Source organism: Streptomyces sp. NPDC006296 (assembly GCF_040613235.1).
Lineage (GTDB): Bacteria > Actinomycetota > Actinomycetes > Streptomycetales > Streptomycetaceae > Streptomyces.
On sequence record NZ_JBEXRT010000065.1, the window covers coordinates 1 to 25,835 of the forward strand.

The following is a 25,835-nucleotide window of genomic DNA, read 5'->3' on the forward strand; positions in this document are numbered from 1 at the left end:
GCCCCGGCCCCCCGCCCCGGGGCGGGGGGGCGCGGCCCCGGCCCGGGGCCCCCCGCCCCCGCGGGGGGGGGCCGCGGGGGCCCCCCCCCCCCCGCCTGCCGTGCTCGGTGTCAGCCCTGCCAGCTGTGCGGGGCGCGGAAGCCGGGCGTGCGCTCCAGGCGGCGCCAGCCGGCGGTGCTGCGGCCGCGGTGGGCGGGCGCGTCGGGCTGGGCGGCGGCGCGGGCGAGCAGGACCGCGGTGATGGCGGCGAGCTCCTCGGGGCCGGCCTGGCCCTTCTCGACGCGCAGGACCGAATCGGCGGGGGTGACGCTCATGGGTGTCTCCGTCTTCTGGGCAGCTGGTCGTGGGACGTGCGCGGGGCCGGGGCCGCCGCGGGTGCCGTGACTACTGCGGGGGGTTGCCGTGCTTGCGGGACGGCAGGTCGGCGTGCTTGTTGCGGAGCATCGCGAGCGAGGCGATCAGCACCTCGCGCGTCTCGGCGGGGTCGATGACGTCGTCGACCAGGCCGCGCTCGGCCGCGTAGTAGGGGTGCATCAGCTCGGCCTTGTACTCCTTGACCATGCGGGCCCGCATGGCCTCGGAGTCCTCGGCGTCGGCGATCTGACGACGGAAGATGACGTTGGCGGCGCCCTCGGCGCCCATCACCGCGATCTCGTTGGTGGGCCAGGCGTAGGTGAGGTCCGCACCGATGGACTGGCTGTCCATGACGATGTAGGCACCTCCGTAGGCCTTACGCAGGATCAGCGAGATCCTCGGGACCGTGGCGTTGCAGTAGGCGTAGAGCAGCTTGGCGCCGTGCCGGATGATTCCACCGTGCTCCTGGTCGACGCCGGGCAGGAAGCCGGGTACGTCCAGGAGAGTGATGATCGGGATGTTGAAGGCATCACACATCTGGACGAACCGCGCGGCCTTCTCGGACGCCTCGATGTCCAGGACCCCGGCCAGGGCCTGCGGCTGGTTGGCCACGATGCCGACGACCTGGCCGTCGAGCCGGGCCAGCGCGCAGACGATGTTCCGGGCCCAGCGCTCGTGGACCTCCAGGAAGTCGCCGTCGTCGACGAGCTCCTCGATGACCTTGTGCATGTCGTACGGGCGGTTGCCGTCGGCCGGGACCAGGTCCAGCAGGACGTCGCCGCGCCGGTCGGCCGGGTCGTCGCTCGGCACGACGGGCGGGTTCTCGCGGTTGTTGGAGGGCAGCATCCCGATCAGGTAGCGGACCTCGGCGATGCAGGTCTCCTCGTCGTCGTACGCGAAGTGCGCGACGCCCGAGGTCTCGGCGTGCACGTCCGCGCCGCCGAGGCCGTTCTGCGTGATCTCCTCGCCGGTGACCGCCTTGACGACGTCCGGCCCGGTGATGAACATCTGCGAGGTCTCGCGGACCATGAACACGAAGTCGGTCAGCGCCGGGCTGTAGGCCGCGCCGCCCGCGCACGGGCCGAGCATCACGCTGATCTGCGGGATGACCCCGGAGGCCTTGGTGTTGCGCTGGAAGATGCCGCCGTAGCCGGCGAGCGCGGAGACGCCCTCCTGGATACGGGCGCCGGCGCCGTCGTTCAGCGAGACCAGCGGGGCACCGGCCGAGATGGCCATGTCCATGATCTTGTGGATCTTCGTGGCGTGGGCCTCGCCCAGTGCCCCGCCGAAGATCCGGAAGTCGTGCGCGTAGACGAAGACCGTGCGGCCGTCGACCGTGCCCCAGCCGGTGATGACACCGTCGGTGTACGGCTTCTTGGCCTCCAGGCCGAATCCGGTCGCCCGGTGCCGGCGCAGCTGCTCGACCTCCTTGAACGATCCCTCGTCCAGCAGCAGCTCGATGCGCTCCCGCGCGGTCAGCTTGCCCTTGGCGTGCTGCGCCTCGGTCGCCCGGTCGCTCGGTCCGCGCCTGGCCTGCTCGCGCAGCGCCAGCAGTTCGGCCACCCGGCCACGCGTGTCGCTCGGCTCGCCCGGGATTTCGTCCACAACGGTCATACGTCGACCCTACGAACCCGAGCCAGAAAACCCTGCCGTTCACTCCGGACAGTCTCCTGCCCCGTTTCCTGGAGGCACCCGACAGAAGCGGAGCACCATGCAACCCATCTTCCAGCTCACGGGGCCCGCGCTTTGTGGATCTCCAACAAAGCCGACCATGTGTTCCCGGCCACACGCGGGCCCGCGCGCCACGCCGTGGAGCCACCGGGGCGGGCGACCGGACCCACCGTGACGGCGCAGCGGCACGGGGCTCGCCACCCGGGAGCGGGGCACCGGAAGGCCGGAGGCGGACGGCGGGGGCGGACGGCGGGGGCGCGGGGGTGCGGCAACGGGTGCCGGAGCACCGGGTGCACCGGAGGGCCGGATGGGCGGGGTGGGGCGGACGCGCCGGGTGGGGTGGATACGCCGGGTGGGGTGGATGGGGCGGATGCGCCGGGTGCACCCTGTGCGGCAGGTGCGGCACACGCGTCGGGTGGGCCGATTGCGGCGTATGCGGCGGACCCGGCGGGCGCACCGGGAGGCCCGGGGGCCGGAGGCAGCCGGGGCCGCGCCTTCAGTTCCTGTTCACTCCTCGCACACAGCAGTCGACCAGGAGTGGCCAAAACCTGTTCGGAAGCGTCGAGTTGTGAAGAACAGCGACTTCGTGAGAGCGCTCTCAGTGATAACTCTTGACGCTCGCCGGACCCATGGACAGAGTGGTCCGCACCGCAGACGGCCCCACCCCCCATGACTCCCGTCTGCGACCCCCCACATCTCGGGAGTTCCTTCGTGATTTCGCGCAGAATGTTCCTGACGGGCGCCGCCGCCTCCGCGACCGCGCTCAGCTACCCCCTCTGGGGCACCGCCCTGAGCCCGCGTACCTCGGCAGCCGCCGCGACCTGTGAACTGGCTCTGGAGAACCGCTCGTTGCCCGGCACGGTGCACGCGTACGTCACCGGCCACGAGCAGGGCACGGACCGCTGGGTGCTGCTGCGCCCCGACGGCACGGTGTACCGCCCCGAGTCCCCCGGCGCCCCGCAGACCCCGCTGCCGGTGGACTGCGCCATCCCGCTGAAGGCGGCCGGAGCCGGACCCGTCGTGCTGACCCTGCCCCAGATGTACGGGGCGCGGGTCTACTTCGTCCGCGACGACAAGCTGGACTTCTACCTCAACCCGGGCCCGTCCCTGGTCGAGCCGGCCTTCGCGACGCCCACCGACCCGAACTACGGCCGGACCTGGTCGTTCTGCGAGTTCACCTTCAACCCGCAGCAGCTGTACGCGAACATCAGCTACGTCGACCTGGTCACGGCGCTGCCCATCGGGCTGACCCTGGAGGGCGACGAGACGCACACGGTCGCCCCGCTCCCGGACGGCGCGGTCCAGCGCATCGCCGACGACCTCACGGCCCAGGCGGCCGCCGACGGGCAGCCCTGGGACGAGCTGATCACCCGCGGCTCGGACGGCCAGGTCCTGCGGGTCGTCTCCCCGCAGAACCTGATGGCGCCGTTCTTCGACCGGCCGGACGAGATGCCGTTCCGGGACCTGTTCACCGCGCAGATCGACGAGGTCTGGGAGAAGTACCGCTCCACCGACCTGCGGATCGACCTGCAGGGCGGCCGGGGCACCCTGGCCGGCCGGGTCAGCGGCGACACGCTGACCTTCGAGGGCGGCCACACCTTCGTGAAGCCGACGTCGAAGGACATCTTCACCTGCAACCACGGGCCCTTCACCAACGACCCCGCCGACTCCGACGACAAGAAGGCGCTGCTGGCCAGGATCGCGGCGGGCTTCAACCGCTCGATCATGCTGAGCCACCCGCAGCAGCCCAACGGCACCTCGGTGGAGGACTACTACCAGGGCGACGTGACCAACCACTGGTCGCGGGTCGTCCACGCGAACTCACCGATCGGCTACGCGTTCCCCTACGACGACGTACGTCCGGACGGCGAGCCCGACGTGTCGGGGGCGGCGCACGACGGCAACCCCCGGCGCTTCACGGTGAGCGTGGGTTCCTGACCCGCGCGTGACACCGTCGCGCCCGCCCGCCGCCGGTCCGCGGCGGGCGGGCGCAGCCGCGTGCGCACCCGTGCGGCCCACTCCGGCCTGCGCGACGGCTCCGCCGGGCCGATCGTGGGCAGATGTCCTCCCTCGGTGAGACCTCCGTCGGCGACCCCGGACCGCGGGTCCTGCTCCGGGGCGCGCGGCTGATCGACGGCACCGGCCGCGCCCCGGTGCCGGACGCCGCCCTGCTGATCGAGGGCGGGACCATCGCCTGGGCCGGGCCCTCCGCCGAGCTCCCCGCGGATCCCCGGCCGGTGCGGCGGCTGGACCTGGGGGGCCGCACCCTGTGTCCCGGCTTCATCGACACCCATGTGCACTTCGCCCTGCCGGGCCCGGCCGGCAGCCCCCTCCAGGGGCTGTACGAGCTGCCGAGCTACCGGACCCTGAAGGTCCTGGAGCGGCTGCGCGTGACCCTGGAGAACGGGGTGACCACCGCCCGGGACCTGATGGGACTGGACGCCGGCTTCCGGCAGGCCGTGGCGGAGCGGCGGATCCCCGGGCCCCGCCTGCTGGTCTCGGTCGGCATGCTCAGCCAGCGGGCCGGCCACGCGGACTTCACGCTCGCCGGGGGCATCGACGCGCTCGCCGTCGCGGTGGCCTTCCCCGAGAGCCCGCCCGGCCTGGTCGGGTCCGTCGACGACATGCGGGCCAGGGTCCGCGACCTGGTCGCGGCGGGTGCCGACTGCGTCAAGCTGGCCACCAGCGGCGGCGTCACCTCCCCGCACGACCGGCCGGAGTGGCTGGGGCTGCGTCCGGAGATGATCGAGGCGGCGGTCGAGGAGGCCCGGGCGTACGGCGGGCTGCCGGTCGCCGCGCACGCCATCGGACGCCCCGGCATCGAGGCCGCCGTCCGCGCGGGGGTGACCAGCATCGAGCACGGCTACGCCCTGGACGACGAGCTGCGGGCGGAGATGGTGGCCCGGGGTCAGTACCTGGTGCCGACGCTGCTGGAGACGACGCAGGACCTGGATCCGGCGCGCACCTCCCCCTCGGCGTACGAGAAGGGCGTGCGCTGGCACCGGATCGCCCGGGAGTCGGTGGCCCTGTCCGTCGCGGCCGGGGTCAGGATCGCGATGGGGACCGACAGCGGCCTGGCCGTCGGCCACGGCGTGAACCTCCGGGAGCTGGGGCTGCTGGTGGAGATCGCGGGGATGTCGCCGATGGCGGCGGTCGTGGCGGCGACCGGTGACGCCGCCCGGCTGTGCGGGGTCGACGACGTCACCGGCACCCTGGAGGCGGGCAAGGCGGCCGATCTGGTGGTCACGGACGTGGATCCGCTCACGGACATCGCGTCGCTGGGCGACCCCGCCCACGTCCTGGCCGTGGTGAAGGAGGGCCGGATCGCGGTCGACCGCGCCGGCGTCCTCGGCGAGGGCGTCCTGCCCGCGCTGTGTCCCTGAGCCTGCCCGCGCCGCACCCACGGGCCGTGGTGCGGCCCTGCCCGCGCGGGACGGCCGCGGGGAGGCGGCCCCGGGGTGTCCCCGTCCGGGTGCGGACTCCGGCGGACGGGGGCACCCGCGGGTGCGGGTCGGGCGTGGCCCGGTGTGGCCGGATCGCGCCGTGCGGACGGTTCGCGCGGTGCGGTCAGCAGCCGCCGCAGTTGTGGTAGGTCACGTCCCAGTGGTTGCCCTCGTCGGCGTAGACGTTGCCGGAACCGGACTGGTACTGCGGGGCGCCGTCACCCCGCACCCCGATGTACGTGAACACGCCCTTCACGTAGTTCGTCAGGCAGGTGCTCTTCGCGAAGTCGAGCTTGTAGCCGTTCCAGTGCGAGTAGGTGCCGCTCGCGTGTCCCGTCTCGGTGCCTCCGGTGATGGTGAGCGCGCAGCCCGTGGCGCTCTTCAGCGTCTGGGCGCCCTGGGCGCTGGTGAGGTTGAGCTGGTCGAAGGACGTGCAGGTGGAGACGTTCCGGTCGGAACAGCCGCCGGAGGACGACCAGGTGATCCCGGACGAGGAGAACCGGGAGGCCGCCTGGGAGTGGGTCAGCTTGGTGACGGCGTGCGCCTCGGTCGCGCCGCCGCCGAGGACGCCGACGCCGGGCGCGAAGAGCGCGCCGAGGACGAGGGCGAGGGAGGTGAGGGCCGAGTGGAGCCTGGGTCGGGTCAGCATGGGGGGAATTTCCTCCTGCTCATGACAATGGGGCAGCCAGATACTGCCCCAGCTCTACGCGCGTCCGCCAGGGCGCGGCGGGCTTTCCCGCGGCGTCCCCGCGACTTTCGGACCGGCCTGGACCCTTGATGTTGAACTTTGAACAAAAACGGTCTAGAGTCAATCTCGTTGAAGGTTAAACAAACCGTTCGACGGGCCGCTCCGCGGAACGCGTCGGAACACGTCCCCCCGAGGAGGAGCCATGGCTCTGTTCAACCGCAAGAACACCGCCCCGTCCACCACCGCGACCCTCGCCGTGGACCCGGCGCTGGCCGCACTGACCGGCGCCTACACGATCGACCCGGCCCACAGCAGCATCGGTTTCACGGTGCGCCACGCCATGGTCACCAACGTGCGCGGTTCCTTCGGTGAGCACGAGGGCACGCTGGAGCTGGACGGCTCCGACCCGTCCCGTTCCACCGCGTCCCTCGACGTGCGGATCGCCAGCGTGGACACCGGCATCGCCGACCGCGACGGCCACCTGGTCAGCGGCGACTTCTTCGACGCCGAGAAGTTCCCCCTGATGACGTTCCGCTCGACGCAGGCCGAGCAGCTCGGCGGCGACACCTACCGGGTGACCGGCGACCTCACGATCAAGGACGTCACCCGTCCGCTCTCCATCGACCTGGAGTTCCACGGCTCCGCCACCGACGTCTACGGCAACGAGCGCGTGGGCTTCGAGGGCAGCGCCGACATCCTGCGCTCCGACTGGGGTCTGACCTGGAACGCCGCCCTGGAGACCGGTGGTGTGATGGTCAGCGACAAGGTCCGGCTGACCTTCGACATCTCCGCGATCAAGGCCGCCCCGCAGGCCTGACCCGCCGGGACCGAGCGCGCCCGCCGGTTCTCCCCTCCGGGGAGGACGGCGGGCGCTCGGCGTCCCGGGGCCGCGCCGCTCACCCCGTGCGGCGCACCTTCAGGGCGTTGTCGGTGCGGGTGGTGGGGTTGCCGTCCGGATCGTTCTGGATGCGTTCGTGCTCCTCGCTGAGCAGCACCTCCCACTCCCCCTCCGGGAGTTCGAGGGAGGCCAGGACCTCCTCCGTGGTCGGCAGCCGCATGTCCGCGTGGTCGTGCTCCCAGGCGGGGAAACCGGCGTGTCCGACGATGAGCAGCACCCCGCCGGGCGCGACCGCCGAGGCCGCCCGCCGCAGGATCCGCTCACGGGGCAGGTCGCCCATGGAGTGCAGGAACTGCGCCGAGACCAGGTCGTACTCGCCCTCGGGGAACGAGGCCCCCAGGTCGTGCCACTGCCAGTCGACCCGGTCCGCGACGCCGGCCTCGGCCGCGTGGACCGCGGCGCGCTCCAGGGCGACGCGCGAGATGTCGGTGGCGGTGACCTGCCAGCCCCACCGGGCCAGCCAGACCGCGTCGGCGCCCTCGCCGCAGCCCAGGTCCAGCGCCCGTCCGGGGGTGAGGCCCTCGACCTCGCGGACGAGCACGACGTTGGGGTTGCCGCTCCAGATCCGGTCGCTCTCGCGGTACCGGTCGTCCCACATCTCGGCGTCGGTCCGGGTGCTTTCGTCGGTCATCGTGTCTCCTGAAGTCCGTGACGGCGGTCGCCGAGCACACGCTCGGAGACCTGGCGCTCGGCCTCGGCCGAGAAGGGGGTGCGGCGGGCGTCGACCGCGCGGCGGGTGTCGTCGGTGACGAGGTCCATGTTGATCGCCGAGGCGGCCTTGAGCCCCGCGGCGGCCGCGCCGACCAGCTGCTCCATGAGGGTGGCGACGTTGCCCGCCACCCACACCCCGGGGAGGCCGGTGGCCCCCGACGGGTCGGCCGCGACGTGGCTGCCGAGGACGTGACCGTCCAGCACCGTCTCGGTGGACGGGAGGCCGAGGCTCTCCAGCACCGCCGACCGCGCGGTGAAGCGCGGCTGGACGACGACCGCCTCGCGCGGGACGACCGTGCCGCCGGCCAGCCGCACTCCGACGAGCCGGTCGCCGGACACCTCCAGCGCCTCCACCGTGCCGTCCGCCACCGCGATCCCCCGGGCGGCGAGCTGCTCGTACTCCTCGTCGGTGAAGTCGGCCTGCTCGTGGCGGAACAGCATCACGTCGTCGGTCCACTGCCTCCAGAGCAGGGCCTGATGGACGGCCATGGGGCCGGCGGCGAGGACGCCGACCGGTCGGTCCCGCACCTCCCAGCCGTGGCAGTACGGGCAGTGCAGCACATCCCTGCCCCAGCGCTCGGCGAGGCCCGCCACCGGCGGCAGCTCGTCGACGATGCCCGTGGTCACGAGCAGCCGGCGGGCCCGGACGACTCCCCCGTCCGCCCGCACCACATGGAATCCGTCGGCCGTCCGCGCGGCCGAGACCACCTCGCCGCGGACGATCTCCGCGCCGTACTGCGCCGCTTCGGCCCGGCCGATGGCCAGCAGCTCCAGCGGCGGGACGCCCTCCCGGCCGAGGTAGTTGTGGGCGTGCGACGCGGGTGCGTTGCGCGGACTGCCCGCGTCGATCACCAGCACGGAACGCCGCGCCCTGGCCAGGGCGAGCGCACCGCTCAGCCCGGCCGCCCCACCGCCGATCACCACGACGTCGTACCGCCGGTTCGTCTCGCTCATGCGGATCACCTCCTGTTACGGAAGAGAGTGCGCGCGAGCGGCCGGTTCGACAAATCCGCTTGCCGAACCGGCAAACCTGCGGAGCCCGGCACCGGTCCGTGGGGGTCCGCGCCCGTGTCCGGGGGCCGTCCCGGGCGGGCCCCGGACGGCGCGTCGTGCCCCCCGGGGCCCGCCCGGCCGGGCTCAGGACGTGGCCGGCGCCGGCGCCGCGGGGTTCCTGCGGGGCAGGCCCGGGATCAGCACCGCGGCCACCGACAGGTGCATCAGGGCGAGTGCGGCCCGTGTGCCGCCGTCCATGCCGTCACCGGTCAACGGCAGGAAGGACAGGAGCAGTACGACGACGGCGGCCACGGTCCAGAGGACGCGGGCGCGCCGTAAGACGAACCGTTCGAGGACGGCCAGCAGGGCCCAGCCGGCGAGGGACGCCAGCAGGCCGACGAACACCGCCGCCACCAGTCCGATGTCGAGGGTCTGGTCGCCGTCGACCATCCGCAGCCGGTGGCCCAGCACCGGGTCCGCGATCAGCCACACCAGTGCGGGCGCCAGTGCGGCGAGGCCGACGACCGCCGGGCGGCTCCGGAGCGCGCTCATGCGGCACCTCCCGCGAGTGCGCCGTGCAGGAAGGCGTCGACGAGGTCCTGCGTGGTCAGCTCCGGGTCCTCCTCCATGTACGGCTGGGTGAAGAGCAGCCCGAAGAAGAGGGCCGCGATCTGCTCCGGCGGCCGGCGCAGCGCGTCCCGGTCGGGCTCCAGCAGCTCGGCGAGGGCCGCACGGATCCGGGTCGTCGACTCGTCGGCTCCGGCCCCGCGCACCGTGCCGGGGTGTTTGCCGCTGCGGTGCCCGGAGGCGTGCAGCGAGCCGGCGATCGCGCCCATCCGGGCCAGGTGGGCCTGGAGCGACTGGGCCGCCTCCACGAGCCGGTCCGGCAGCGGCTGGGACAGCTCGATCGCGCCGAGCTCACGGACCGCGTGCTCGGGGGAGAGCGCTTCCGCCAGGCAGGCCTGGAGCAGCTCGTCCTTGTCGGCGAAGACCCGGAAGATCGTGCCCTCGCCGATGCCCGCGGCGCGGGCGACCTTCGCGGTGGTCACCGCGGCGCCGTACTCGGCGATCAGCGGAATCGCGGTCTGGATGATCATCGCGCGCCGCTGCTCCGGGGACATACCTGGAGCGCGACGCCGGGTGGTCTGGTTCTCCTTGGGTGGCGTCATGCCGCGAGAGTACGGAGTGAGGACTCACTCTGTCAATGAGTGAGTCCTCACTCCGGCTGCTCGCCCGCTTCTGTTCCGGACATCAACCACCTGAAGGCGAAGGGGACTTCGGCGCCGCCCCGACCGCGCCCCGGGACGCCCCGGTGACGCCGGAAGGACCGGACCCGACGGACAGACGCACCGTGCCGGACGCCCCGGTGAGGCCGGCGGCCGCGCCGGACTCCACGGACGCACCGACGGGCGGCACCGAGGGCGGTTCCCGGGGGATCTCCGGAGCCTCCACCGGCAGGCCCCGCACCGGTACCGGCGTGGTCACCGCGGACGGCAGGGGCAACGGCGGAAGGGACCCGATCACCGGCTCCAGGGCGACCGCGCTCGCCGGGCCCTCCGCGTGCGGCGGCCCGCCCGGAACGGACCGCGCGGTGTCCCGGTGCGTCGGTCCGCCCCGCCGGGGATCCGGGGAGGGCGCGGCCGCACGGGGGCGTTCCGGTGCCGCGCGGGAGGAGAGCTCCGCGGCGGGAGCGGCGAGCGGCGCGGCCTCCTGCCGGTGCGCCGGGGGACGGTGGTGCTGCCCGCCGAAGGGCGCGGCGGGCAGCACCGCTCCTGCGAGGGCCAGGGTCGCCGCCGCCGAGGCCGCACCCGCGGACTGGCCCGGGACGGTGCGGGGGAGCCTGCGGACGCACATCCAGCAGGCCGCGGCCAGCGTGAGGCTCGCGGCCAGCAGGTCACGCAGGGACCGTCTGGCCCGGGCGAGCAGCGACTCGGTCGCCCGGTAGCTCAGCCCCATGGTCCGGGCCACCTGCCCGACGTCGAGGTCCTGCGCCTGGAGCCGCAGCGCCCGGGCCTGGCGGGCGGGGAGCAGTTCCGTGCTGCGGTCGGCCAGCCATCGGGCCTCCGCCCGGTCGCAGGCGTCCTCCTCGACCAGGAGTGGCTCGGCGGGAGCGGCGGAGAGGGTCTCGCTCAGCTCCCGGTCGCGGGCGACCTGGCGGTGCCGGTCGGCGCACGCGCGGACGGTCGCGAGCCTGAGCCACGAGCGGATCCGGCCGTACGGGACACCGGGTTGCTCCACCGCGCGGACCATCGCCTCCTGCACGGCGTCCTCGGCCTCCTCGGCGCTCGACGAGCGGCTGCGCGCCATCTCCAGCAGTTCGTCGCGGTGGCTCCAGACGAGCTCCCACCGGTTGCCGGGGGCACCGGGGTGGCGGGCGGGGCGCGGATCGCTCACGTGCGAGGTCCCTGGTCGGTGGTCGCGGGTCCGGTGCACTCCGGACGGGGTGCGGAACGGCCCGTGTGCCCCGCGGCCTGACCGTTCAGGCTGCGGGGCACACGGACTCAGCGCCGGCTCAGAGGGAGAGCGTGGCGGCGGTGCCGAGCCCGGCGACACCGAGGGCGTGGCCGCCGAGGGCACCGGAGACGTTGCCGTTGAGCAGGTCGGCGTCGACCGCACCCGCGACGCCACCGACGAGGGGAACCTCGACGGCGGCCGGGACGGCGATGCCACCGGACACGGCGTCCAGGTCGGCGTCGGAGATTTCCTGGGTGTGGATCTGGGGGGCGGAGCTCATGAGGTGAATTCCCTTCGCGTCAATTCAGAATGGCTGGGGCCGGTTCCGCAGTGGGGAACGGCCTTTGCCGCTTTCACGGTCACCGCGGAGCGTCGCCGTACGTCCGGGGACGCCGGGAATTCCCTGCGGTTTTCGCGATGTGAGGGATACAAGCACGTGAGGACGGCACCGAGCCACCTTTCGACTCTCGCACGAATGGTTCACCGGCAGGAAAAGGACGGTGTGGTCACATCACCCTTCGGACCGGTACAGCTTCTTCACCTCCGCGACCGACGGATGTCCCGCCGGCCGTATTTGTGATCCCTGGCGAAAGCGGACATAGCCGCCTGCCGGTGCGACGCGTCCGGCCCGCGCGCGGACGGCGTCCCGGCCCGCCCCGCCGCCTGCGGACGCCGTGTGCAGATCCCCCGCAGACGCCCGGAGTCCGCCTTCCGGATCCCGTCCCGTGCGGACGGCCCGCTTCACCGCACCGCTGCCGCATCCCTGTACGCCCCAGGATCCGTCGGTGTACGGTCGCGGGCCGACAGCACCTTGGGAGCGCTCCCAACGACTGATTCCGCTTCGCACGAGGAGGAACACATGAAACGCCTGCTCGCCTTACTGGCGATCTTCGCGACGGTCCTGGGCACGACGGCGGCGTCCGGCCCGCGGCCCGCGGCGGCCGCCGACTGCCGGGCCGGACACACGAGCACCGCCTGCCCGGGCCCCGCCGAGGGCCCGGCCGCCGACACCCCGGTGGGCGTCAACGGGCGGCTCCACGTCTGCGGCGTGAACCTCTGCAACCGGTACGACCGCCCCGTCCAGCTGCGGGGCATGAGCACGCACGGCATCCAGTGGTTCGACGGCTGCTACGACGCGGCGTCCCTGGACGCGCTGGCCAGGGAGTGGAAGTCGGACCTGCTGCGCATCGCCATGTACGTGCAGGAGGGCGGGTACGAGACCGACCCGGCGCGGTTCACCGACCGCGTGAACGCCCTCGTCGACATGGCCGAGGCCCGGGGCATGTACGCGCTGATCGACTTCCACACGCTGACGCCGGGCGACCCGAACCACAACCTCGACCGTGCGAAGACGTTCTTCGCGTCCGTCGCCGCCCGCAACGCCGGCAAGGAGAACGTGATCTACGAGATCACCAACGAGCCGAACGGCGTGAGCTGGCCCGCCGTCAAGAGCTACGCCGAGCAGGTCGTCCCGGTGGTCCGGGCGGCCGACCCGGACTCCGTCGTCATCGTGGGGACCCGCGGCTGGTCCTCGCTGGGCGTCTCGGACGGCTCCGACGAGCAGGAGATCGTCGACAACCCGGTCGACACCACCAACCTCATGTACGCGTTCCACTTCTACGCCGCGAGCCACACGGACGCCTACCGCTCCACACTGAGCCGGGCGGCCGCACGGCTCCCGCTCTTCGTGACGGAGTTCGGCACGGTGAGCGCCGACGGCGGCGGGGCGATGGACGCGGCGAGCACCACGGCCTGGCTGGACCTGCTGGACGGGCTGAAGATCAGCTACGCGAACTGGACCTACTCCGACGCCCCCGAGAGCAGCGCGGCGCTCCGGCCCGGCACCTGTGCCGGTGGTGACTACAGCAGCAGCGGTGTGCTGACGGAGTCCGGGGCGCTGCTTCAGAACCGCATCAGCACGCCGGACGCCTTCCCCACCGGCTGACGGCGGGTCCGTCCGGCCGCGGACGGCCCGGGGCCCTCACCGCGAGGGTCCCGCAGGCCGGCCTGACCCCGTGCGCGGGGGCTGCGCGGGGCCCCGCACCGCACCGGTTCCGGCCCCCGCGGGCCCCGCCCGGGACGGTGCCGGGTCCGGGGCGGGGGCCGGGCCGGGGCCCGGTGCGCCGGATGGCATAGTGAGCCTCACCGCGACGGTCGATCAGGGGAGTTGGCGGACCGTGAGGATCCCTCGCTGGATGGTGCCGGTCATCGCCGGAGCCGTGGTGACGCCCCTGTCGATCGGACTCGGCGTCGTGCTGCTCGGCACCCTCGACGACAGCGAGGCGGCCGGTACGGACGTCCCCGCCCCGCAGAGCACCGAGTTGAAGGCGGGGGACGCGGGGGTGCCCGTCGTGTACGCGAAGCTGCTGCGCGACGCCGCGTCCGACTGCGACGACAAGCTGCTCACCGCGCCCGTGCTGGCGGCCCAGCTGAAGCGGGAGAGCAACTTCAACCCGAGGGCCAGGTCGGTCCCGGACGACGGACCGGCCGACGACGACCAGGGCTCACTGACCGACCCGCGGAGCCCGGAGGAACGGGCGGAGGACGCGAAGAAGGGCGCGGAGGGCCTTCCCGGCGACGGCGGTCCCGACGCCTCACCGGGTGCGGAGCTGCCCGGGATGACCCGGACCGAACGGCCCGTCACCCGGGGGATCGCGCAGTTCTCCGACGCCGACTGGGCCGAGGACGGCGTCGACGGCAACAACGACGGCGTCAAGGACGTCCTGGACCCGGCGGACGCCATACCGGCGCAGGGCAGGAAGATGTGCGCCCTCCTACGGACCGCGAAGGAGCACCCTGGCTACCGGGGCAAGCCCCTGGAACTGGCCCTGGCCGGCTACCGGGTGGGCTGGACAGCGGTCGAGGAGTACGGCGGGGTGCCTCGGGCGACCGGGGCGGACGGCGAGACGTACGAGTACGTCAAGGCCGTCATGAGGGCCGGCCCGCAGATGGTCGTCCCGGCCGGCGACGTCGTCGGCGGCTGGACCCTGCCCGTCGAGGGACCGGCCGGCACCCCCTACCACCAGCGGGGCTCCGCCTGGTCCACCGGGCTGCACACCGGCGTCGACTTCGTGATCCCGACCGGGACGCCGGTCAAGGCCATCGGTCCCGGCGAGGTCGTGACGGCGGGGGCCGGCGGCGACTACGGCAACCAGGTCGTCGTCCGCCACGAGGACGGCACGTTCAGCCAGTACGCCCACCTCTCCCAGGTGAAGGCCGTGGTCGGCCAGAGCGTCCAGGGCGGCACGCTCATCGGCTGGTCCGGCGACACCGGCAACGCCACCGGTCCGCACCTGCACTTCGAGGTGCGCACGGGTGACTCCTTCGGGTCCGACGTCCCTCCCGTGCCCTACCTCCGGGCCAAGGGCCTGATTCTCTGAGGACGGGCCGGTCCGTGCGGTCCGGCAGGTCCGTCGGTCCGGCGCGGAAACCGTCGGCGGGACCGGTGGAAGAACAGGGCACAGGCTGCCCGGGTTCCCCTTATCGGGTGGGAAAAACAACGCATCTCGCACACATATGCCGGAATCCGGGGGGCACCCGGCTTTCAGCGGTCACCGAGGGAAAAGGGCGGTTCGGCCGGACGACCTGGTCGACCGGTACCGGAGCCCGCTTCGGACGCGTCATTCCTTTCCATGCGAACGAAGGACTTTCTCATGAGCGAGAACCTGTGGGGTTACCAGCCGAGCGCCGGCCACACCGCCGGAACCGACCTGATCGGCTACAAGGTCGAGGCGACGGACGGCAGCATCGGCAAGGTCGACAAGCACTCCGACGACGTCAGCTCCTCCTACCTGGTGGTCGACACCGGCGTGTGGATCTTCGGTAAGCACGTGCTGCTCCCGGCGGGCACGGTCGGCCGGATCGACGCCGACGACAAGAAGATCTACGTCGACCTCACGAAGGACCAGATCAAGGACTCCCCGGAGTTCGACAAGGACAAGCACGTCGGCGACGCGGACTTCCACCGCACGACCGGCGAGTACTACGGCCGCCACCGCCGCGTCTGACACGACGCCGCGGGGACGGCGGAGGGGCGGGACGCATCGTGCGTCCCGCCCCTCCCGCCGTCCCCGCGGCGCTTCCGGAGCGGGCCGGCGTCCGTCGGATGCCGGCCCGCCGCCCCCGGCGGGACGGCCCTCAGGTGCCGTTGGTCGTGGCGCGGGTGAAGAACTCGATCTCGGCGATCGAGACCTGCCGGTTGGCGTCCACGTTGTACGCCGAGCGGATCACGAAGCGCACGCTGATGACGTTCTCCGCCCGGAACTTGCGCTGCTGGGGGCCGCTGATCTGGTCGAGCTTGATCTGGCGGGTGGTCTTCCTGCCGTCGGCCGTCATGATCACCGCGTCCATGCGGTGCGGCAGCGCGGCCTCGGAGAGGTCGGACGCCTTGGCGGAGATCCCGGACGTGATGAGGATGTCCAGCAGGCGGGTGGGCTCCTCGAAGCGCGCCTCGACCCACTCCCCCTCGGCGGACTCCGAGACACCCGGGCCCCACCAGCTGTTGCTGACCTTGTCGAACAGCATCTTCGGCGGATGGCCGCCGAAGGAACGGGACGCCACGGCGGAGTCCGGGCTGGTCTGGGCCCGCTTGGCGAAGTGGTCCCGGGCCGCGTTCCACGCCGTGTCGATGTGGAACGCCCCGTAGATCACCAGCCCGAGGGCGAGGCCGTACGCGATCCAGCTGAAGATGCGGCTGATCCCCCGGCGCAGCCTCGGGCGTTCGCCCGCCCACGGCGTCGGGCGGTCGCCGGCCCGCCAGATCCGGCGCCACCAGGGACGCCGGGCCTCCGGGACGCCGGGGCGCTCCGCGAGGGACATGCCGCAGCGCCGGCAGAAGTGCCGGTCGGGCCGGTTGCCGATCTCGCACCAGGGGCACGGGGGGCCGCTGTCGTCGACGGGTTCGCCGAGGGGCGCCTGGACCCGGGGGCGGGCCGCGGCGGGCATCCCGGGGAGCACCGGGGCGACGTCGGGCTCCGGTGCGGGGGTGCGCTGGTCGGCGACCGGGACGAGCAGCGCCCTGGCCCGCGCGCTCGCCTCCGGGTCCGCGTCGGGGCGCGGGGCCGCGTCGGGGGCCGCGGCCGCCGACGCGGCGGAGACCGGCGGCATGGTGGGCAGGGTGTCGTGCTCGTCGGGAGCGGGCGCGGGCGCGGGCGCGTCGGCGCGGGCGGGCTCGCGCACGGGGTCCGTGCTCCGGGCGCCGGTGTCCGCGGCGGCCGGCTCGTCCGGGGCCGGGGCGGGGCCCGGTACGTCCGGGGCCGACGCGTCGGACTGCGGACCCGCCGTGCTCGTCCCGCGGTCCCTTCTGCCCGGGGTCCAGCTCAGTACCGCGCCGCAGTCGTCGCAGAAGGACTGCCCCGGGGTCGGCAGTGTGCCGCACTCGGCGCAGTGGCGTGGCTCGTCCCCCTTGCCGCCGGCCCCCGAGGAGGGCGGCTTGGAAGAGGAGGCCTGCTGACTGGTCACCTGTCGGAAGTCCTTTCGGCGGTGGTCACGTGGACCGTGTAAGGCATGTGGGCGGGGCGGGCTGCCGCGACGAGGCGGTCCAGCCGGTGTTCTGCGGCGGGGTCGGGGTGCGGCAGCCGTACGGTGACGTGCAGGTGCGGGCGGCTCTCGCCGGGGACGGGTCCCAGGGGCCGGGCGTCCCAGGTGGCGGCGCCGCTCTCGTCGATCTCCGGCTCCACCCCGAAGGAGAGCCGTACGGCCTCGGACAGTCCACGGCGGGTGCCGCGTATGCGGTGCAGCCGGACGGCGGCGGTCACCGCGGCGCGCAGCGCGACCGTCGCCCGGGTGTCCTGCGGGTGGCCGGTGGCCAGGGCGGTGAGCGCGGCCTCGGTGAGCTCCGCCTCCACGCCCGTGCCGGAGTTCCCGTCCGGCTCCGGCGCCTCGGTCTCCGCGCCCACCCACGCGCCGAGCCAGCGGGTGAAGTCCGCGGGGGCGAGCGAAGGCGTGAAGTAGGCGTCCAGGCAGTCGAGCACGTTGTGCAGCGGCGCGAGGACCTCGTCGATACCGGCGACGAAGCGCTGGGCGAGGTCGTCGTCGGCGAACACCGCCGGCAGCATGACCGCCAGCGGCGCCGAGGAGCCGAGTCCGTCGACGGAGCCGCGGGTGCTGCCGTCCGTCTTCACGACGCGTCCCCGATCACCCGGACACGGTGGTCGAAGGAGAAGACCAGCGCGGGGGGTTCGAGGTCGATCCGCTCGGTGGGGTCGCCGCGCTTGCCGCTGAGCGGGTCGGCGGGGTGCAGCAGCACCTCGTCCACCAGCTCCACGCCGGGCACCCGTTGCAGCACCGCGAACACCTCGCCGGCCTGCACCGGACGGCCGAACGGCCAGCCGGTGCCGTGGGCTCCCCCGGTCAGCGGGTCGAGGTGGCGGTAGAGGGCGTCGTGCGCCTGTCGTCTGACCCGGTCGGTGTCGGTGCCGCGGAACGCGTGCACCGTCGCGACGACCGTCACCCCCTGGTAGAACGGCGGCCCGACCGCGAGCCGGGTGCCGATCAGGCGGCGCTCCTCCAGGTAGCGGGTGATGCGCGCCAGCAGGTCGTCGCCGGGGACGAGTTGCTCGAAGCGCAGCCGGCCGCCCGGGTCGGAGACGGCCTGCGGGACGACCAGCACCCGTACGGCGTGCGCGCCGTGCTCGTCCGGTTCGGCCGCGAGGCAGGTGATGCGCGCGGTCTCGGGCGCCGCGCGCCGGGCGAGTTCCTCGTAGTCCCGCAGGGTCACGGCGCGGTCCTGCGCACTGAGCGCGATCGGCGCCCTGCGCTTGGCCTCCTCGACGGTCTCGCCGTCGACGCCGCCGCGCGCGGCCTCCCGGTTGACGACGTCGGAGACGTACGGGACGGAGTCGCGCAGCACCTGGATGGCGCCCCGTGCGACGTTGCCCGCCTTTCCGCCGCCCGTGCGGTAGCGGCGGGCCCGGATGGGCGCGCCCTTGGGCGGCACGGCGCCGTACTGGCGCAGGGTGCCGTCCTGCTCGCGGACGGACGGGCCGAAGGCGATCTCGCCGGTGGTCGCGTCCAGGGTGACGTGCCGGTCGGTGGGGTCCGAGGCGGCGAAGTGGCCGACGGTCTCCCAGTCGACCCAGCCGTCGCGCTCGGCGACCTGGAGCAGCAGCGGCTGGGCGTCGCCGACGACGGGGCTGTGGGCCAGCTTCAGCCGGTGGCCCGGCAGTCCGGTGGACTCCCCCAGTGCCTCGTCCCGCACCGTCTCGGCGTGCACGACGGCGGTGGTGCCGCCGATACTGAAGGCCTCGGCGGAGCGGACGGTCGGCGAGACGGTGTAGAAGGGCTGGTCCTTCGCCGGTTCGAGGACCCGGCAGCGCAGCCAGCCGGCCTCCCGGCGGCCGGTGCGGGAGAGCCCGTGTCCGCCGGGGACGTGCAGCACGACCTCGCCGGGGCGGTTGAGCCCGCCGGTGGTGTCCCGCTCGACGTCGCAGGCGGCCCAGCCGTCGGCGGTCCACGCCTCCCAGGCGAGGGGCGGCTGCCGGGGGTCGACACCGACACCGTCCACCTGGCTGTCGAGCTCCAGGACGACGACGCAGTGCGGTACGGCGGCGCTGAGCCCGAACAGCATGCGGTCGCCGGCGCGCGGGGCCTCCGTGAAGCAGTTCACGTCCTTGGACTCGGCGAGGTCCGAGGTGCGGTCGACCGCCTCCTGGTCGGCCGGCTGTATGACGAGGTAGGACAACTCGCACGGCACGACGCTGAGTTCGTGCTCGGTGGCGAACACCACGGCGTCCTCGGTCTGGGTGCGCACGGTGGCGACCTCGGTGCCGGTGGCCAGCACGACGGGCTGCTGCTGGGGTGCCGACAGCCAGAACGTGACGTCGGCGCGCGCCGCGGACGGGGGGAACAGGGTGATCCCGATGAGGTCGAGGAACGCGAGGTGGTTCTTCTCGGGGACCCGGTTGAGCCGGTACACGATCTGGTCGGCCATGTGGGCGACCGTCTCGACGAGGGTGACGCCCGGGTCGGAGACGTTGTGGTCGGTCCACTCGGGGGCGCGCTGCTGGATGTAGCGCTTGGCGTCGTCGACGAACTGCTGGAAGCGCCGGTCGTCGAGGTTCGGGGAGGGCAGTGCCATCAGCGGTCGCTTCCAAGCTGCTCGTCGGACGTGCCGGACCCCTCGGGCCCGTCGTGGGAGGGAATGACGTAGAACGGGAAAACCAGGCTGCGCGGGTTGTTGGTGCCCGTGATCGAGTAGCGGACGTCGATGAAGAGCACGCCCTGCTCCTCGCCGGCGGTCACCGTGACGTCGTCCACCTCGATACGGGGCTCCCAGCGGTCGAGGCAGGTGTGCACCTCGTGCTGGATCCGGCCCGCGGTGGCCTCGTTGACGGGGGCGAAGACCATGTCGTGGATGGCGCAGCCGAACTCGGGGCGCATGGGCCGTTCGCCGGGCGCGGTGGACAGGACGAGCCGGATGGCCTCCTCGACCTCGCGCTCGCCGCTGACCAGGGCGATGCCGCCGGTGGGGCTGATGCGCAGCGGGAAGGCCCATCCGGAGCCGACGAACTGTTCGGCCATCAGACCCCGCCTACCGTCAGCACCGGCTTCATCTTGGACAGGACCAGCGGAGCGTTCAGGCCGATCTCCAGGCCTGAGTTGATCTTCAGGGCGAGTCCCGCGGACAGCGTCATGGCGGCACCGGCCGACACGCTCAGCGCGCTGGACGCCACGGACGTGGCACCCGCCTGCACCGACAGGGTGCCGGCGTTGATGTTCATGGTTCCGCCGCTGCGGATCGTCATGGAGCCCACCGCGTTGAGCGAGAGGTTGCCGCCCGCGTTGACGGCGACGGCGCCCCTGCCCCGGATGGAGACCGTCCCCTTGCTGTCCACGACGATCTCGGTCTTGGTCCGGTCCAGATTGATGGTGAGCCGGTTGTCGCCCGTGGAGAGCCGCACCCCGCGCTTGAGGCCGACGCTCTGGTCCAGCAGGTCGAGCCGGTTGTTGCTGCGGTCGGACAGGGTGCGCCGGGTGACCTTGCCGCGCGTCCCGTCGTAGACGGGCACGTCGACCGGGTCGGGCTTGTCCACGCCGTTGTAGAGGCCGCCGATGACGTACGGGTGGTCCAGGGCGCCGCGGTCGAAGGCCACCAGCACCTCGTCGTCGACGTCCGGGGAGATCATGCTGCCGCCCTTGGTCCCGCCGAGCTGGACGGTCCGGGTCCAGTCGCTGACGTACATGTCGTCGAGCCACGGGAACTTCAGCTTGACCCTGCCCTGCCGCAGCGGGTCCTTGATGTCGGTGACCAGGGCGTTGGCGACGCTCGGCAGTCCGGAGGCGCCCGCACCGGCCCCTCCGGAGGTGAGGCCGTACAGCGAACGCCACTGCCGCCCGCTGACGTTCAGGAACGTCTCGTAGTGCTCCTGGTCGCCGAAGCTGTGGCGGGCGGCGGTGATCGTGTACTTGCCCTGGAACGGCTTGCCGACGTCCTTCAGGGTGACGGCGACGCCGGGCCGCAGCTCGGTGTTGCCCCGCGCCGTGATCTCGACCTCGGCGAAGGAGGAGGTCACGTCGTCCGCGACGGCGTCCGCGGCGTGCTTGACCTCGTCCAGCTTGTCGTAGGGGGTGTCGGTCACGACGAGTTCGGCCTTGCCGAAGGTCTTGGACACCTCGGACGGCGTCGTGCCGATGGCGAAGCCGCTGTTGTCGAGCGCGGGCGCCTTGGAGACCAGGGGCTGCTTGGTGGTGACGTTCCAGCCGCGTGCCTCGACGGCGGTGACCTGGTCGGCCGAGGTGACCGCCGCGCGGCAGCGCAGGATCTCCTCGCCGCCCTTCAGGAGGCGGGCGCTCTGTGCGCTCGGCAGGCTCTCCGGCGGAGCCGATGCCGCCTGCTGCCGCTTGACGAACTGGAACCGGCCCTTGGAGTTGATGGACATCACCATCTCGTTCTCGTCCGCGAGCCGTTGGACGAAGTCCCAGTCGGTGACGTTGGCCTGGCTGATGAACTCGTACTGCCCCTTGGTCCGCTGGGTCCTGCCCATCGGGAGGCCGCTCTTGCGGGCGAGTTCCACGGCGATCTCGGTGGCGGTCTTGTTCCGGTAGGCCGCGACCCTGCGCTGGCGGAGCATGCGGTGGCCCTTGTCGTACCCGCGGATGACGGTGAAGGTGCCGGTGCGGTCGTAGTCGGTCTCCAGCGCCGTCACCTCCCCGGTGATCAGCGGCGTGCCCTTGCCGTCGGAGAGGGGCGCGATGACCACGGGCACGCCGATCTCCACGCCCAGCTTGGCGAGGATGTCCTTCTTGTCGTCCCGGAAGGTGAGGTGGAAGGCTCCGGGCACACCCGCGCCGAAGTCGACCCGGCCGGCCACCAGCTTGGTGTTCTCCGGCGACTTGAGCTTCTTGCCGGCGATCTGCACCGTGAGGATGTTGGAGAAACCGATGTCGGACATCAGGCACCGACCTCTTCGGCGGCGGGGAGCATCAGCTCGATGCCGGGCTTCAACGCCTTCGGGTCGTCGATGTCGTTGGCCTCGGCGATCGTGCGCCAGACCGTGGCGTCGCCGTACTCCCGCCAGGCCAGGAGCTGGAGCGAGTCACCGGCCACCACCCGGTGCACCCGGCGGGTGGTGAGCGCGCCGGAGGTGGGGTTCTGGCCGGGGGTGCTGCTCGGGATCTCGTGCAGGCTCACCTGGCAGACGGCGCGGATCGGCATGCCGTTGGTGTTGAAGAGGGTGTACTGGGCCTCGACGGAGCTGACGTACGCGTTGAAGCGGGCCGTCGAGAAGGCGCCCCACTCGAAGATCACCCACGGGGTGGACGGCTGGTTCGCCGCGATGCTGGCGGTGGTCGTCTCGCAGCAGGAGAAGAGGGACTCGACCTTCTTGCGCACGTCGTTGCTGTCCGGGTCGTCGGAGCGGTCGAGGAAGATCTCCACCGTCATCTCCCGGGGCTCGGGCCCCATGAACTCCGGGACGGCGCCGTCGCGCACCGCGGCGGTCGGTGTGGTCTTCCACTGGGCCCTGCGGGTCAGCGACAGCTGGGACGGGTTGAAGTCGAAGTTGAACGTCTTCATGAGCGCGCCGGGGCTGGTGCTGCTGCCGATCGGCGGCTGGTGGATGGCGAGCGTCGCCCGTACGAGGCTGTCGCCGATGCCGAGGCCGGAGAGGTCCATGGGCTACGCCTCTCCCGCGTCGGTGAACCCGTGATGGGCGATCTCCAGGACCTCGGTGGCCACCGCGGGGCTCGCCGGATCGAAGGAGGGACCGCGCCAGCTGACCGGGAGCACGTCGATCAGCCCCCACTGGGCGACCATCGAGCCGTCCGCCCGCAGGGCGGCGATCTGCCCGGTGGGGCGGGTCACCCCGGTGGTCACGGAGGAGATCCACTCCGCCACCTTCGCGGTGTCCTCGGTGAGCGGCCGGGTCAGGGTGATGTTCGAGAAGGTGACACGGGAGGGCAGCTGCCAGACGAATCCGTTGTTGCCGCCCTCCTGCCGCTGCTCGATCTCGACCTGGGAGGAGAGCCCTTCGCACCCGTTGAAGGTGCCCAGGCTCTCACCGTCGATGGTGAGGTGGAAGAAGATGGTGGAGCCTGCGTCGAGTTCCTGGGGCATCGGGTGGGGCCTTCCTGCGGTTCCACGTGCGGTGGGGCGGTTCCGGCGGACATCCCGGCGGGGATTCCTGCGGAGTTCCTGCTGAGGGGACGTGCGGGCGTTCCTGCGGGGTCTGTCAGTGGCGTGGGTCGCGCAACCTGCCGATCCGCTCACGGTCGAGCCGCAGCTCGGTGCGCAGCAGCCGGGTCACCGGCCCGATCAGCCGGTTCACCAGCTCCGCCACCTGGTCCTCCCTCAGCTCACGCGGGTTCACCTGGCTGGTCACGGAGGGCGCGGGCTTCTCCTTGGAGTTTCCGCCCCCGCTCCGCTGCACCGCGACGGAGGTGCTGCGGGGCGGGGCGGTCACCCGCTGGACGGCGGGCGCGGGTGCCTGCCGGGCCGGGGCCGGGGCCGCCACCGGGGGCGGTGCGGGCCGCTCGGCCGGGAGGACGTGCGCCCGCTGCACGGGAAGCGCGGCGGCCGGAGCCTGCGGGGCGGGCGTCAGGGACACCACGGGGCTCCGGACGGGCCGGGCCACCGGGCCGGCGGGGGCGTGCGAACCACCGGGGTCGTGCGGCAGCGCCGTACGCGTGCTCCCGGCGCCCGGGACCGGCGGCACCGGCGTGGACGCGGAGCGCTGGACGGCCGGGTGGGCCGCGCCGCCGGGTCCCCCCGTGCCGGGCCGCGCGGGCGCGGGTGCCGGGGCACGCGGGGGCACCGGCGGGGGCGAACCGGCGGCGGCCCGGGGCAGCGGGGGTCGCACGACGGCGGGCGCCATTGACGAGGATGGTGACGGCGCCGGTGACGGCACCGGTGACGGGGCGACGGAACGCTGCACGGCGGGCCGGCGGGCGGCCGTCCCGCCGGTGGCCGTACTCGGCGCGGTCGGGACGCGGTGCGGACGTACGGCGGCCGGGGCGGGACGTGCCGGAGCGGGGCCCGGGACCGGGGCGGACGGGTGCGAGGAGCCCGGCTCGGCACGGGAGACGGCCGGCAGTGCGGACAGCTGCGGAGCGGTGAGACGCCGTGCGGGGGGCGGAGCGGCAGCGGTCCGCACCGCCGCGTCACGTCCTCCCGGGGCCGGGGCGTGGCCCGCTGCCGCGGCGGGGGCCGGGGAATGCGGCCGCACGGGGGCCGGGGCGAGTCCGGCGGCGGTGACCGGCCCGGAGGAACCCACCAGCGGGGCGGCCGGGGCGGTCCGCGGCACCGGAGCGGTGGCGGCCGGACCCACGGACACGGCGGGCGGGCGCGCAGCGGACGGCGGGGGCGCGGACGAGGGCCGGACCGTGGACGAGCGCTGCACGGGCGGCGCGCCGGCCGGCCGGCCGGCGCCGGAGGCGTCCCCGGCCACGGCGGGCCGCACCGGCACGGCCTTCGCGGATCCGGCGGGAGAGCCGGGGGCGGGAGAGCCGGGGGCGGGAGAAGCGCCAGGTGCGGCAGGGGTGCCCGGTGCGGATGTGCTGCCGGGGGTGGACGGCGTGCCGGAGGCGGGCAGCGGACGGGTACGGGAGACGGGCGGGACGGCCGGACCCGGGTCCGGCCTCCGCACCGGCACCACGAGAAGCGCCGCTCGCTGCACGGGCCGCGCGGCGGCGGGCAGGACCGGGCCGGAACCGCCCGCCGGTGCGGCGGGTGCGGTGCGCTGACCGGCGGTGTTCCCCGCGGATCCGGCCGACGGCCGGGCGGGCACGCCGGAGCCGGCCGACGGGCCGGTGGCCGACGGGCCGGAGGCGGTTGACGGGCCTCCGGCCGCCGGATCGGGCCGGTGGGCCGCGGTGGGAGGCGTGGGGGCCGCAGGCGCGCCGGTCCGGGAGCCGGGTGCGGGGGCGGAGACGCGCGTGGGTGAGGGGCCCGGAGCGTGTGCGGCACCCGGTGCGGGCGCCGGAAGCGGCCGCACCGGAGGTTCGGCCGGGGGGCGGGAAGCGCCCTGCGGGCCGCCCGGCGCGGGTGCGGCGCCGGACGGTGCCGGTCCCGGGGCGGCGAGCCGCTGCACCGGAGGTCGGCCTCCGGCCGGTCCCGCGGTCGGGCCGCCGGTCACCGGGGAGTCCGTACGGGTGGGGACGACCGGGCGTCCGGTGGTACCGGATCCCGGGACCGCGCCGCTCGCCCCGGCGCCGGAACCGGCACCGGCCGGGCCGGTGCTGCCGGGGGAAGCTGCGGGTCCGGTGCGGGTCGTCGGACCGGTGACGGGGGAACCTGCGGGTCCGGTGCGGGTCGTCGGACCGGTGACATGGGTCTTGGGGAGCCCGCCCGGTGACGCGGTGTCAGTGACCGCGCCCCGCTGCACGGGTGGCACCGGAGCGGTGCCGCCGGTGGGCGCCACGGGACCCTGCGCGGGCCGTACGGGGGGCGCCGCCGGGGGGCTGGTCGGACGGCCGGGCGCGGTGGCGCGCTGGACGGCGGGGGCGGCGCCGGGGGCCGGGGTGGCGGCCGGTCCCTCGACGGGCCGGCTCGACGGGGTGCCCAGCCTCGGCCGGACGACCGGACGCGAACCGGGCGTGACGGCAGGGGGGTTGCTCGTGCCCGAAGTACTCGTGGCCGAAGTGCTCGTGCCGGGAGTGCTCGTGCCGGAGCTGCCCGCGCCCGGGGCCCGCGTCGCGGGTGCGCCCGGAGCCCGCGTCGCGGGCGTGCGCGTACCGGAGTTGCCCGTGCCGGAGGCGCCCGGGGCACGCGTCGTCGGCACGCTCGTACCGGAACCGCTCGTACCCGACGCACTCTTCGCGGGCGCACCCTTCACGGGCGCGCTCTTCGCGGGCGTACCCGGCGCGGGCGTCGTCCTGGTGGGCGTACCCGCTCCCGGGGTGCCGGTCGCCGAGGGGGTGACCGGGCGCGCGGCGGGGTCCGGCCCGGCCGCCGGGGTCCGCTGGACGGGCGGCTCGGGGGTGTTGCCGGCACCGGCGGGGGTGTGCGGCCTCACCGGCGGCACCGGCGGCGCTCCGCCCCCGGAGGACGGCGGGGGCGTGATCGCCGGCGCCCCCGGCGTGGACGGTCGGACGACGGGAGCGGCGAGGCCCGGACGGCGCCCGGCGGCGGAGGCCGGTGGTGCGGGCGGGCGCACCGCCCCGGACGCCGGGGGGCCGAGCGGCGGGC

At 73.9% G+C, this 25,835-nt stretch carries 23 protein-coding genes and 1 pseudogene; 7 read left to right on the forward strand and 17 right to left on the reverse strand.

The genetic code is table 11. The features are described 5' to 3' along the window. Window positions 1–110 precede the first annotated feature (110 nt). Entirely contained in the window at window positions 111–314 is a 204-nt protein-coding gene (locus tag ABZ172_RS28800; protein WP_014153860.1) for an acyl-CoA carboxylase subunit epsilon, read from the reverse strand. A gap of 70 nt (window positions 315–384) precedes the next feature. Further along, window positions 385–1,968 carry an acyl-CoA carboxylase subunit beta gene (locus ABZ172_RS28805; RefSeq protein WP_356888079.1) on the reverse strand — a complete coding sequence of 528 codons (1,584 nt, stop codon included), beginning with the start codon at window positions 1,966–1,968 and terminating at the stop codon, window positions 385–387. A gap of 783 nt (window positions 1,969–2,751) precedes the next feature. Between ABZ172_RS28805 and ABZ172_RS28810 the strand changes: the two genes are divergently transcribed. Further along, complete coding sequence (locus tag ABZ172_RS28810; RefSeq protein ID WP_356888120.1) at window positions 2,752–3,963, forward strand: glycoside hydrolase family 64 protein; 1,212 nt, start codon at window positions 2,752–2,754, stop codon at window positions 3,961–3,963. A 122-nt stretch (window positions 3,964–4,085) separates the two neighbouring features. Beyond that, window positions 4,086–5,408, forward strand: coding sequence for an amidohydrolase family protein (locus ABZ172_RS28815; protein WP_356888081.1), 1,323 nt, complete (start codon window positions 4,086–4,088; stop codon window positions 5,406–5,408). A 184-nt stretch (window positions 5,409–5,592) separates the two neighbouring features. Here the strand turns inward: ABZ172_RS28815 and ABZ172_RS28820 are convergent, their stop codons facing one another. Beyond that, entirely contained in the window at window positions 5,593–6,117 is a 525-nt protein-coding gene (locus ABZ172_RS28820) for a hypothetical protein (protein ID WP_356888083.1), read from the reverse strand. Window positions 6,118–6,358: 241 nt separating this feature from the next. On the opposite strand from ABZ172_RS28820, the gene ABZ172_RS28825 reads away from it, so the two are divergent. Then, a complete protein-coding gene (locus ABZ172_RS28825; RefSeq protein ID WP_356888085.1) occupies window positions 6,359–6,973 on the forward strand; it encodes a YceI family protein in 615 nt (204 codons plus the stop codon). Window positions 6,974–7,052: 79 nt separating this feature from the next. Here the strand turns inward: ABZ172_RS28825 and ABZ172_RS28830 are convergent, their stop codons facing one another. From ABZ172_RS28830 to ABZ172_RS28855, 6 genes are all read right to left on the reverse strand, one after another. Beyond that, window positions 7,053–7,685: a class I SAM-dependent methyltransferase gene (locus ABZ172_RS28830; protein WP_356888087.1), complete on the reverse strand. Its 633-nt coding sequence runs from the start codon at window positions 7,683–7,685 to the stop codon at window positions 7,053–7,055. Continuing rightward, the gene (locus tag ABZ172_RS28835) at window positions 7,682–8,719 is read right to left on the reverse strand and encodes an NAD(P)/FAD-dependent oxidoreductase (RefSeq protein ID WP_356888089.1); all 1,038 of its coding nucleotides are present in this window, start codon (window positions 8,717–8,719) and stop codon (window positions 7,682–7,684) included. The genes ABZ172_RS28830 and ABZ172_RS28835 overlap by 4 nt, the downstream gene beginning before the upstream one ends. 183 nt (window positions 8,720–8,902) lie before the next feature. Then, complete coding sequence (locus ABZ172_RS28840; RefSeq protein WP_356888091.1) at window positions 8,903–9,310, reverse strand: DUF6069 family protein; 408 nt, start codon at window positions 9,308–9,310, stop codon at window positions 8,903–8,905. Further along, complete coding sequence (locus ABZ172_RS28845; RefSeq protein WP_356888093.1) at window positions 9,307–9,927, reverse strand: TetR/AcrR family transcriptional regulator; 621 nt, start codon at window positions 9,925–9,927, stop codon at window positions 9,307–9,309. Before ABZ172_RS28845 ends, ABZ172_RS28840 begins: the two co-directional genes overlap by 4 nt. 82 nt (window positions 9,928–10,009) lie before the next feature. Beyond that, window positions 10,010–11,152, reverse strand: coding sequence for a sigma-70 family RNA polymerase sigma factor (locus ABZ172_RS28850; RefSeq protein ID WP_356888095.1), 1,143 nt, complete (start codon window positions 11,150–11,152; stop codon window positions 10,010–10,012). 118 nt (window positions 11,153–11,270) lie between these two features. Then, on the reverse strand, window positions 11,271–11,492 hold the full coding sequence (locus ABZ172_RS28855) for a hypothetical protein (protein WP_356888097.1): 222 nt from the start codon (window positions 11,490–11,492) through the stop codon (window positions 11,271–11,273). A gap of 579 nt (window positions 11,493–12,071) precedes the next feature. Between ABZ172_RS28855 and ABZ172_RS28860 the strand changes: the two genes are divergently transcribed. The 3 genes from ABZ172_RS28860 (at window position 12,072) to ABZ172_RS28870 (ending at window position 15,219) form a co-directional block, all read left to right on the forward strand. Then, the gene (locus tag ABZ172_RS28860) at window positions 12,072–13,157 is read left to right on the forward strand and encodes a glycoside hydrolase family 5 protein (protein ID WP_356888099.1); all 1,086 of its coding nucleotides are present in this window, start codon (window positions 12,072–12,074) and stop codon (window positions 13,155–13,157) included. 190 nt (window positions 13,158–13,347) lie between these two features. Beyond that, window positions 13,348–14,592, forward strand: a complete 1,245-nt coding sequence (locus tag ABZ172_RS28865; RefSeq protein WP_356888101.1) for a peptidoglycan DD-metalloendopeptidase family protein — start codon at window positions 13,348–13,350, stop codon at window positions 14,590–14,592. 273 nt (window positions 14,593–14,865) lie between these two features. Continuing rightward, on the forward strand, window positions 14,866–15,219 hold the full coding sequence (locus tag ABZ172_RS28870) for a PRC-barrel domain-containing protein (RefSeq protein WP_356888103.1): 354 nt from the start codon (window positions 14,866–14,868) through the stop codon (window positions 15,217–15,219). A 130-nt stretch (window positions 15,220–15,349) separates the two neighbouring features. Here ABZ172_RS28870 and ABZ172_RS28875 read toward each other — a convergent pair whose 3' ends face one another. The 8 genes from ABZ172_RS28875 to ABZ172_RS28910 all read right to left on the reverse strand — a co-directional run bounded on the left by ABZ172_RS28875 (window position 15,350) and on the right by ABZ172_RS28910 (window position 23,256). Continuing rightward, the gene (locus ABZ172_RS28875) at window positions 15,350–16,672 is read right to left on the reverse strand and encodes a zinc ribbon domain-containing protein (protein ID WP_356888105.1); all 1,323 of its coding nucleotides are present in this window, start codon (window positions 16,670–16,672) and stop codon (window positions 15,350–15,352) included. Then, the gene (locus ABZ172_RS28880) at window positions 16,669–17,334 is read right to left on the reverse strand and encodes a phage tail protein (protein WP_356888107.1); all 666 of its coding nucleotides are present in this window, start codon (window positions 17,332–17,334) and stop codon (window positions 16,669–16,671) included. The genes ABZ172_RS28875 and ABZ172_RS28880 overlap by 4 nt, the downstream gene beginning before the upstream one ends. Then, window positions 17,331–19,289 (reverse strand): putative baseplate assembly protein, encoded by a 1,959-nt coding sequence (locus ABZ172_RS28885; protein ID WP_356888109.1) that lies wholly within the window; start codon window positions 19,287–19,289, stop codon window positions 17,331–17,333. Before ABZ172_RS28885 ends, ABZ172_RS28880 begins: the two co-directional genes overlap by 4 nt. Beyond that, window positions 19,289–19,732, reverse strand: a complete 444-nt coding sequence (locus ABZ172_RS28890; protein WP_356888111.1) for a GPW/gp25 family protein — start codon at window positions 19,730–19,732, stop codon at window positions 19,289–19,291. Before ABZ172_RS28890 ends, ABZ172_RS28885 begins: the two co-directional genes overlap by 1 nt. Continuing rightward, a complete protein-coding gene (locus tag ABZ172_RS28895) occupies window positions 19,732–21,603 on the reverse strand; it encodes a VgrG-related protein (protein ID WP_356888112.1) in 1,872 nt (623 codons plus the stop codon). The genes ABZ172_RS28890 and ABZ172_RS28895 overlap by 1 nt, the downstream gene beginning before the upstream one ends. Then, window positions 21,603–22,325 (reverse strand): peptidase M23, encoded by a 723-nt coding sequence (locus ABZ172_RS28900; protein ID WP_356888114.1) that lies wholly within the window; start codon window positions 22,323–22,325, stop codon window positions 21,603–21,605. The genes ABZ172_RS28895 and ABZ172_RS28900 overlap by 1 nt, the downstream gene beginning before the upstream one ends. A gap of 3 nt (window positions 22,326–22,328) precedes the next feature. Then, window positions 22,329–22,766: a phage tail protein gene (locus ABZ172_RS28905; RefSeq protein WP_356888116.1), complete on the reverse strand. Its 438-nt coding sequence runs from the start codon at window positions 22,764–22,766 to the stop codon at window positions 22,329–22,331. Between the two features lie 115 nt (window positions 22,767–22,881). Continuing rightward, window positions 22,882–23,256, reverse strand: coding sequence for a hypothetical protein (locus tag ABZ172_RS28910; protein ID WP_356888118.1), 375 nt, complete (start codon window positions 23,254–23,256; stop codon window positions 22,882–22,884). A gap of 2,008 nt (window positions 23,257–25,264) precedes the next feature. Between ABZ172_RS28910 and ABZ172_RS28915 the strand changes: the two are divergent. After that, window positions 25,265–25,835: pseudogene (locus ABZ172_RS28915) on the forward strand (hypothetical protein); the annotation flags it as partial.

What these genes read in the sequence shown, in the direction of transcription:
- ABZ172_RS28800 (WP_014153860.1), bottom strand. Translation starts at nt 314, where the DNA reads ATGAGCGTCACCCCCGCCGATTCGGTCCTGCGCGTCGAGAAGGGCCAG.
- ABZ172_RS28805 (WP_356888079.1), bottom strand. Translation starts at nt 1,968, where the DNA reads ATGACCGTTGTGGACGAAATCCCGGGCGAGCCGAGCGACACGCGTGGC.
- ABZ172_RS28810 (WP_356888120.1), top strand. Translation starts at nt 2,752, where the DNA reads ATGTTCCTGACGGGCGCCGCCGCCTCCGCGACCGCGCTCAGCTACCCC.
- ABZ172_RS28815 (WP_356888081.1), top strand. Translation starts at nt 4,086, where the DNA reads ATGTCCTCCCTCGGTGAGACCTCCGTCGGCGACCCCGGACCGCGGGTC.
- ABZ172_RS28820 (WP_356888083.1), bottom strand. Translation starts at nt 6,117, where the DNA reads ATGCTGACCCGACCCAGGCTCCACTCGGCCCTCACCTCCCTCGCCCTC.
- ABZ172_RS28825 (WP_356888085.1), top strand. Translation starts at nt 6,359, where the DNA reads ATGGCTCTGTTCAACCGCAAGAACACCGCCCCGTCCACCACCGCGACC.
- ABZ172_RS28830 (WP_356888087.1), bottom strand. Translation starts at nt 7,685, where the DNA reads ATGACCGACGAAAGCACCCGGACCGACGCCGAGATGTGGGACGACCGG.
- ABZ172_RS28835 (WP_356888089.1), bottom strand. Translation starts at nt 8,719, where the DNA reads ATGAGCGAGACGAACCGGCGGTACGACGTCGTGGTGATCGGCGGTGGG.
- ABZ172_RS28840 (WP_356888091.1), bottom strand. Translation starts at nt 9,310, where the DNA reads ATGAGCGCGCTCCGGAGCCGCCCGGCGGTCGTCGGCCTCGCCGCACTG.
- ABZ172_RS28845 (WP_356888093.1), bottom strand. Translation starts at nt 9,927, where the DNA reads ATGACGCCACCCAAGGAGAACCAGACCACCCGGCGTCGCGCTCCAGGT.
- ABZ172_RS28855 (WP_356888097.1), bottom strand. Translation starts at nt 11,492, where the DNA reads ATGAGCTCCGCCCCCCAGATCCACACCCAGGAAATCTCCGACGCCGAC.
- ABZ172_RS28860 (WP_356888099.1), top strand. Translation starts at nt 12,072, where the DNA reads ATGAAACGCCTGCTCGCCTTACTGGCGATCTTCGCGACGGTCCTGGGC.
- ABZ172_RS28870 (WP_356888103.1), top strand. Translation starts at nt 14,866, where the DNA reads ATGAGCGAGAACCTGTGGGGTTACCAGCCGAGCGCCGGCCACACCGCC.
- ABZ172_RS28885 (WP_356888109.1), bottom strand. Translation starts at nt 19,289, where the DNA reads ATGGCACTGCCCTCCCCGAACCTCGACGACCGGCGCTTCCAGCAGTTC.
- ABZ172_RS28890 (WP_356888111.1), bottom strand. Translation starts at nt 19,732, where the DNA reads ATGGCCGAACAGTTCGTCGGCTCCGGATGGGCCTTCCCGCTGCGCATC.
- ABZ172_RS28895 (WP_356888112.1), bottom strand. Translation starts at nt 21,603, where the DNA reads ATGTCCGACATCGGTTTCTCCAACATCCTCACGGTGCAGATCGCCGGC.
- ABZ172_RS28900 (WP_356888114.1), bottom strand. Translation starts at nt 22,325, where the DNA reads ATGGACCTCTCCGGCCTCGGCATCGGCGACAGCCTCGTACGGGCGACG.
- ABZ172_RS28905 (WP_356888116.1), bottom strand. Translation starts at nt 22,766, where the DNA reads ATGCCCCAGGAACTCGACGCAGGCTCCACCATCTTCTTCCACCTCACC.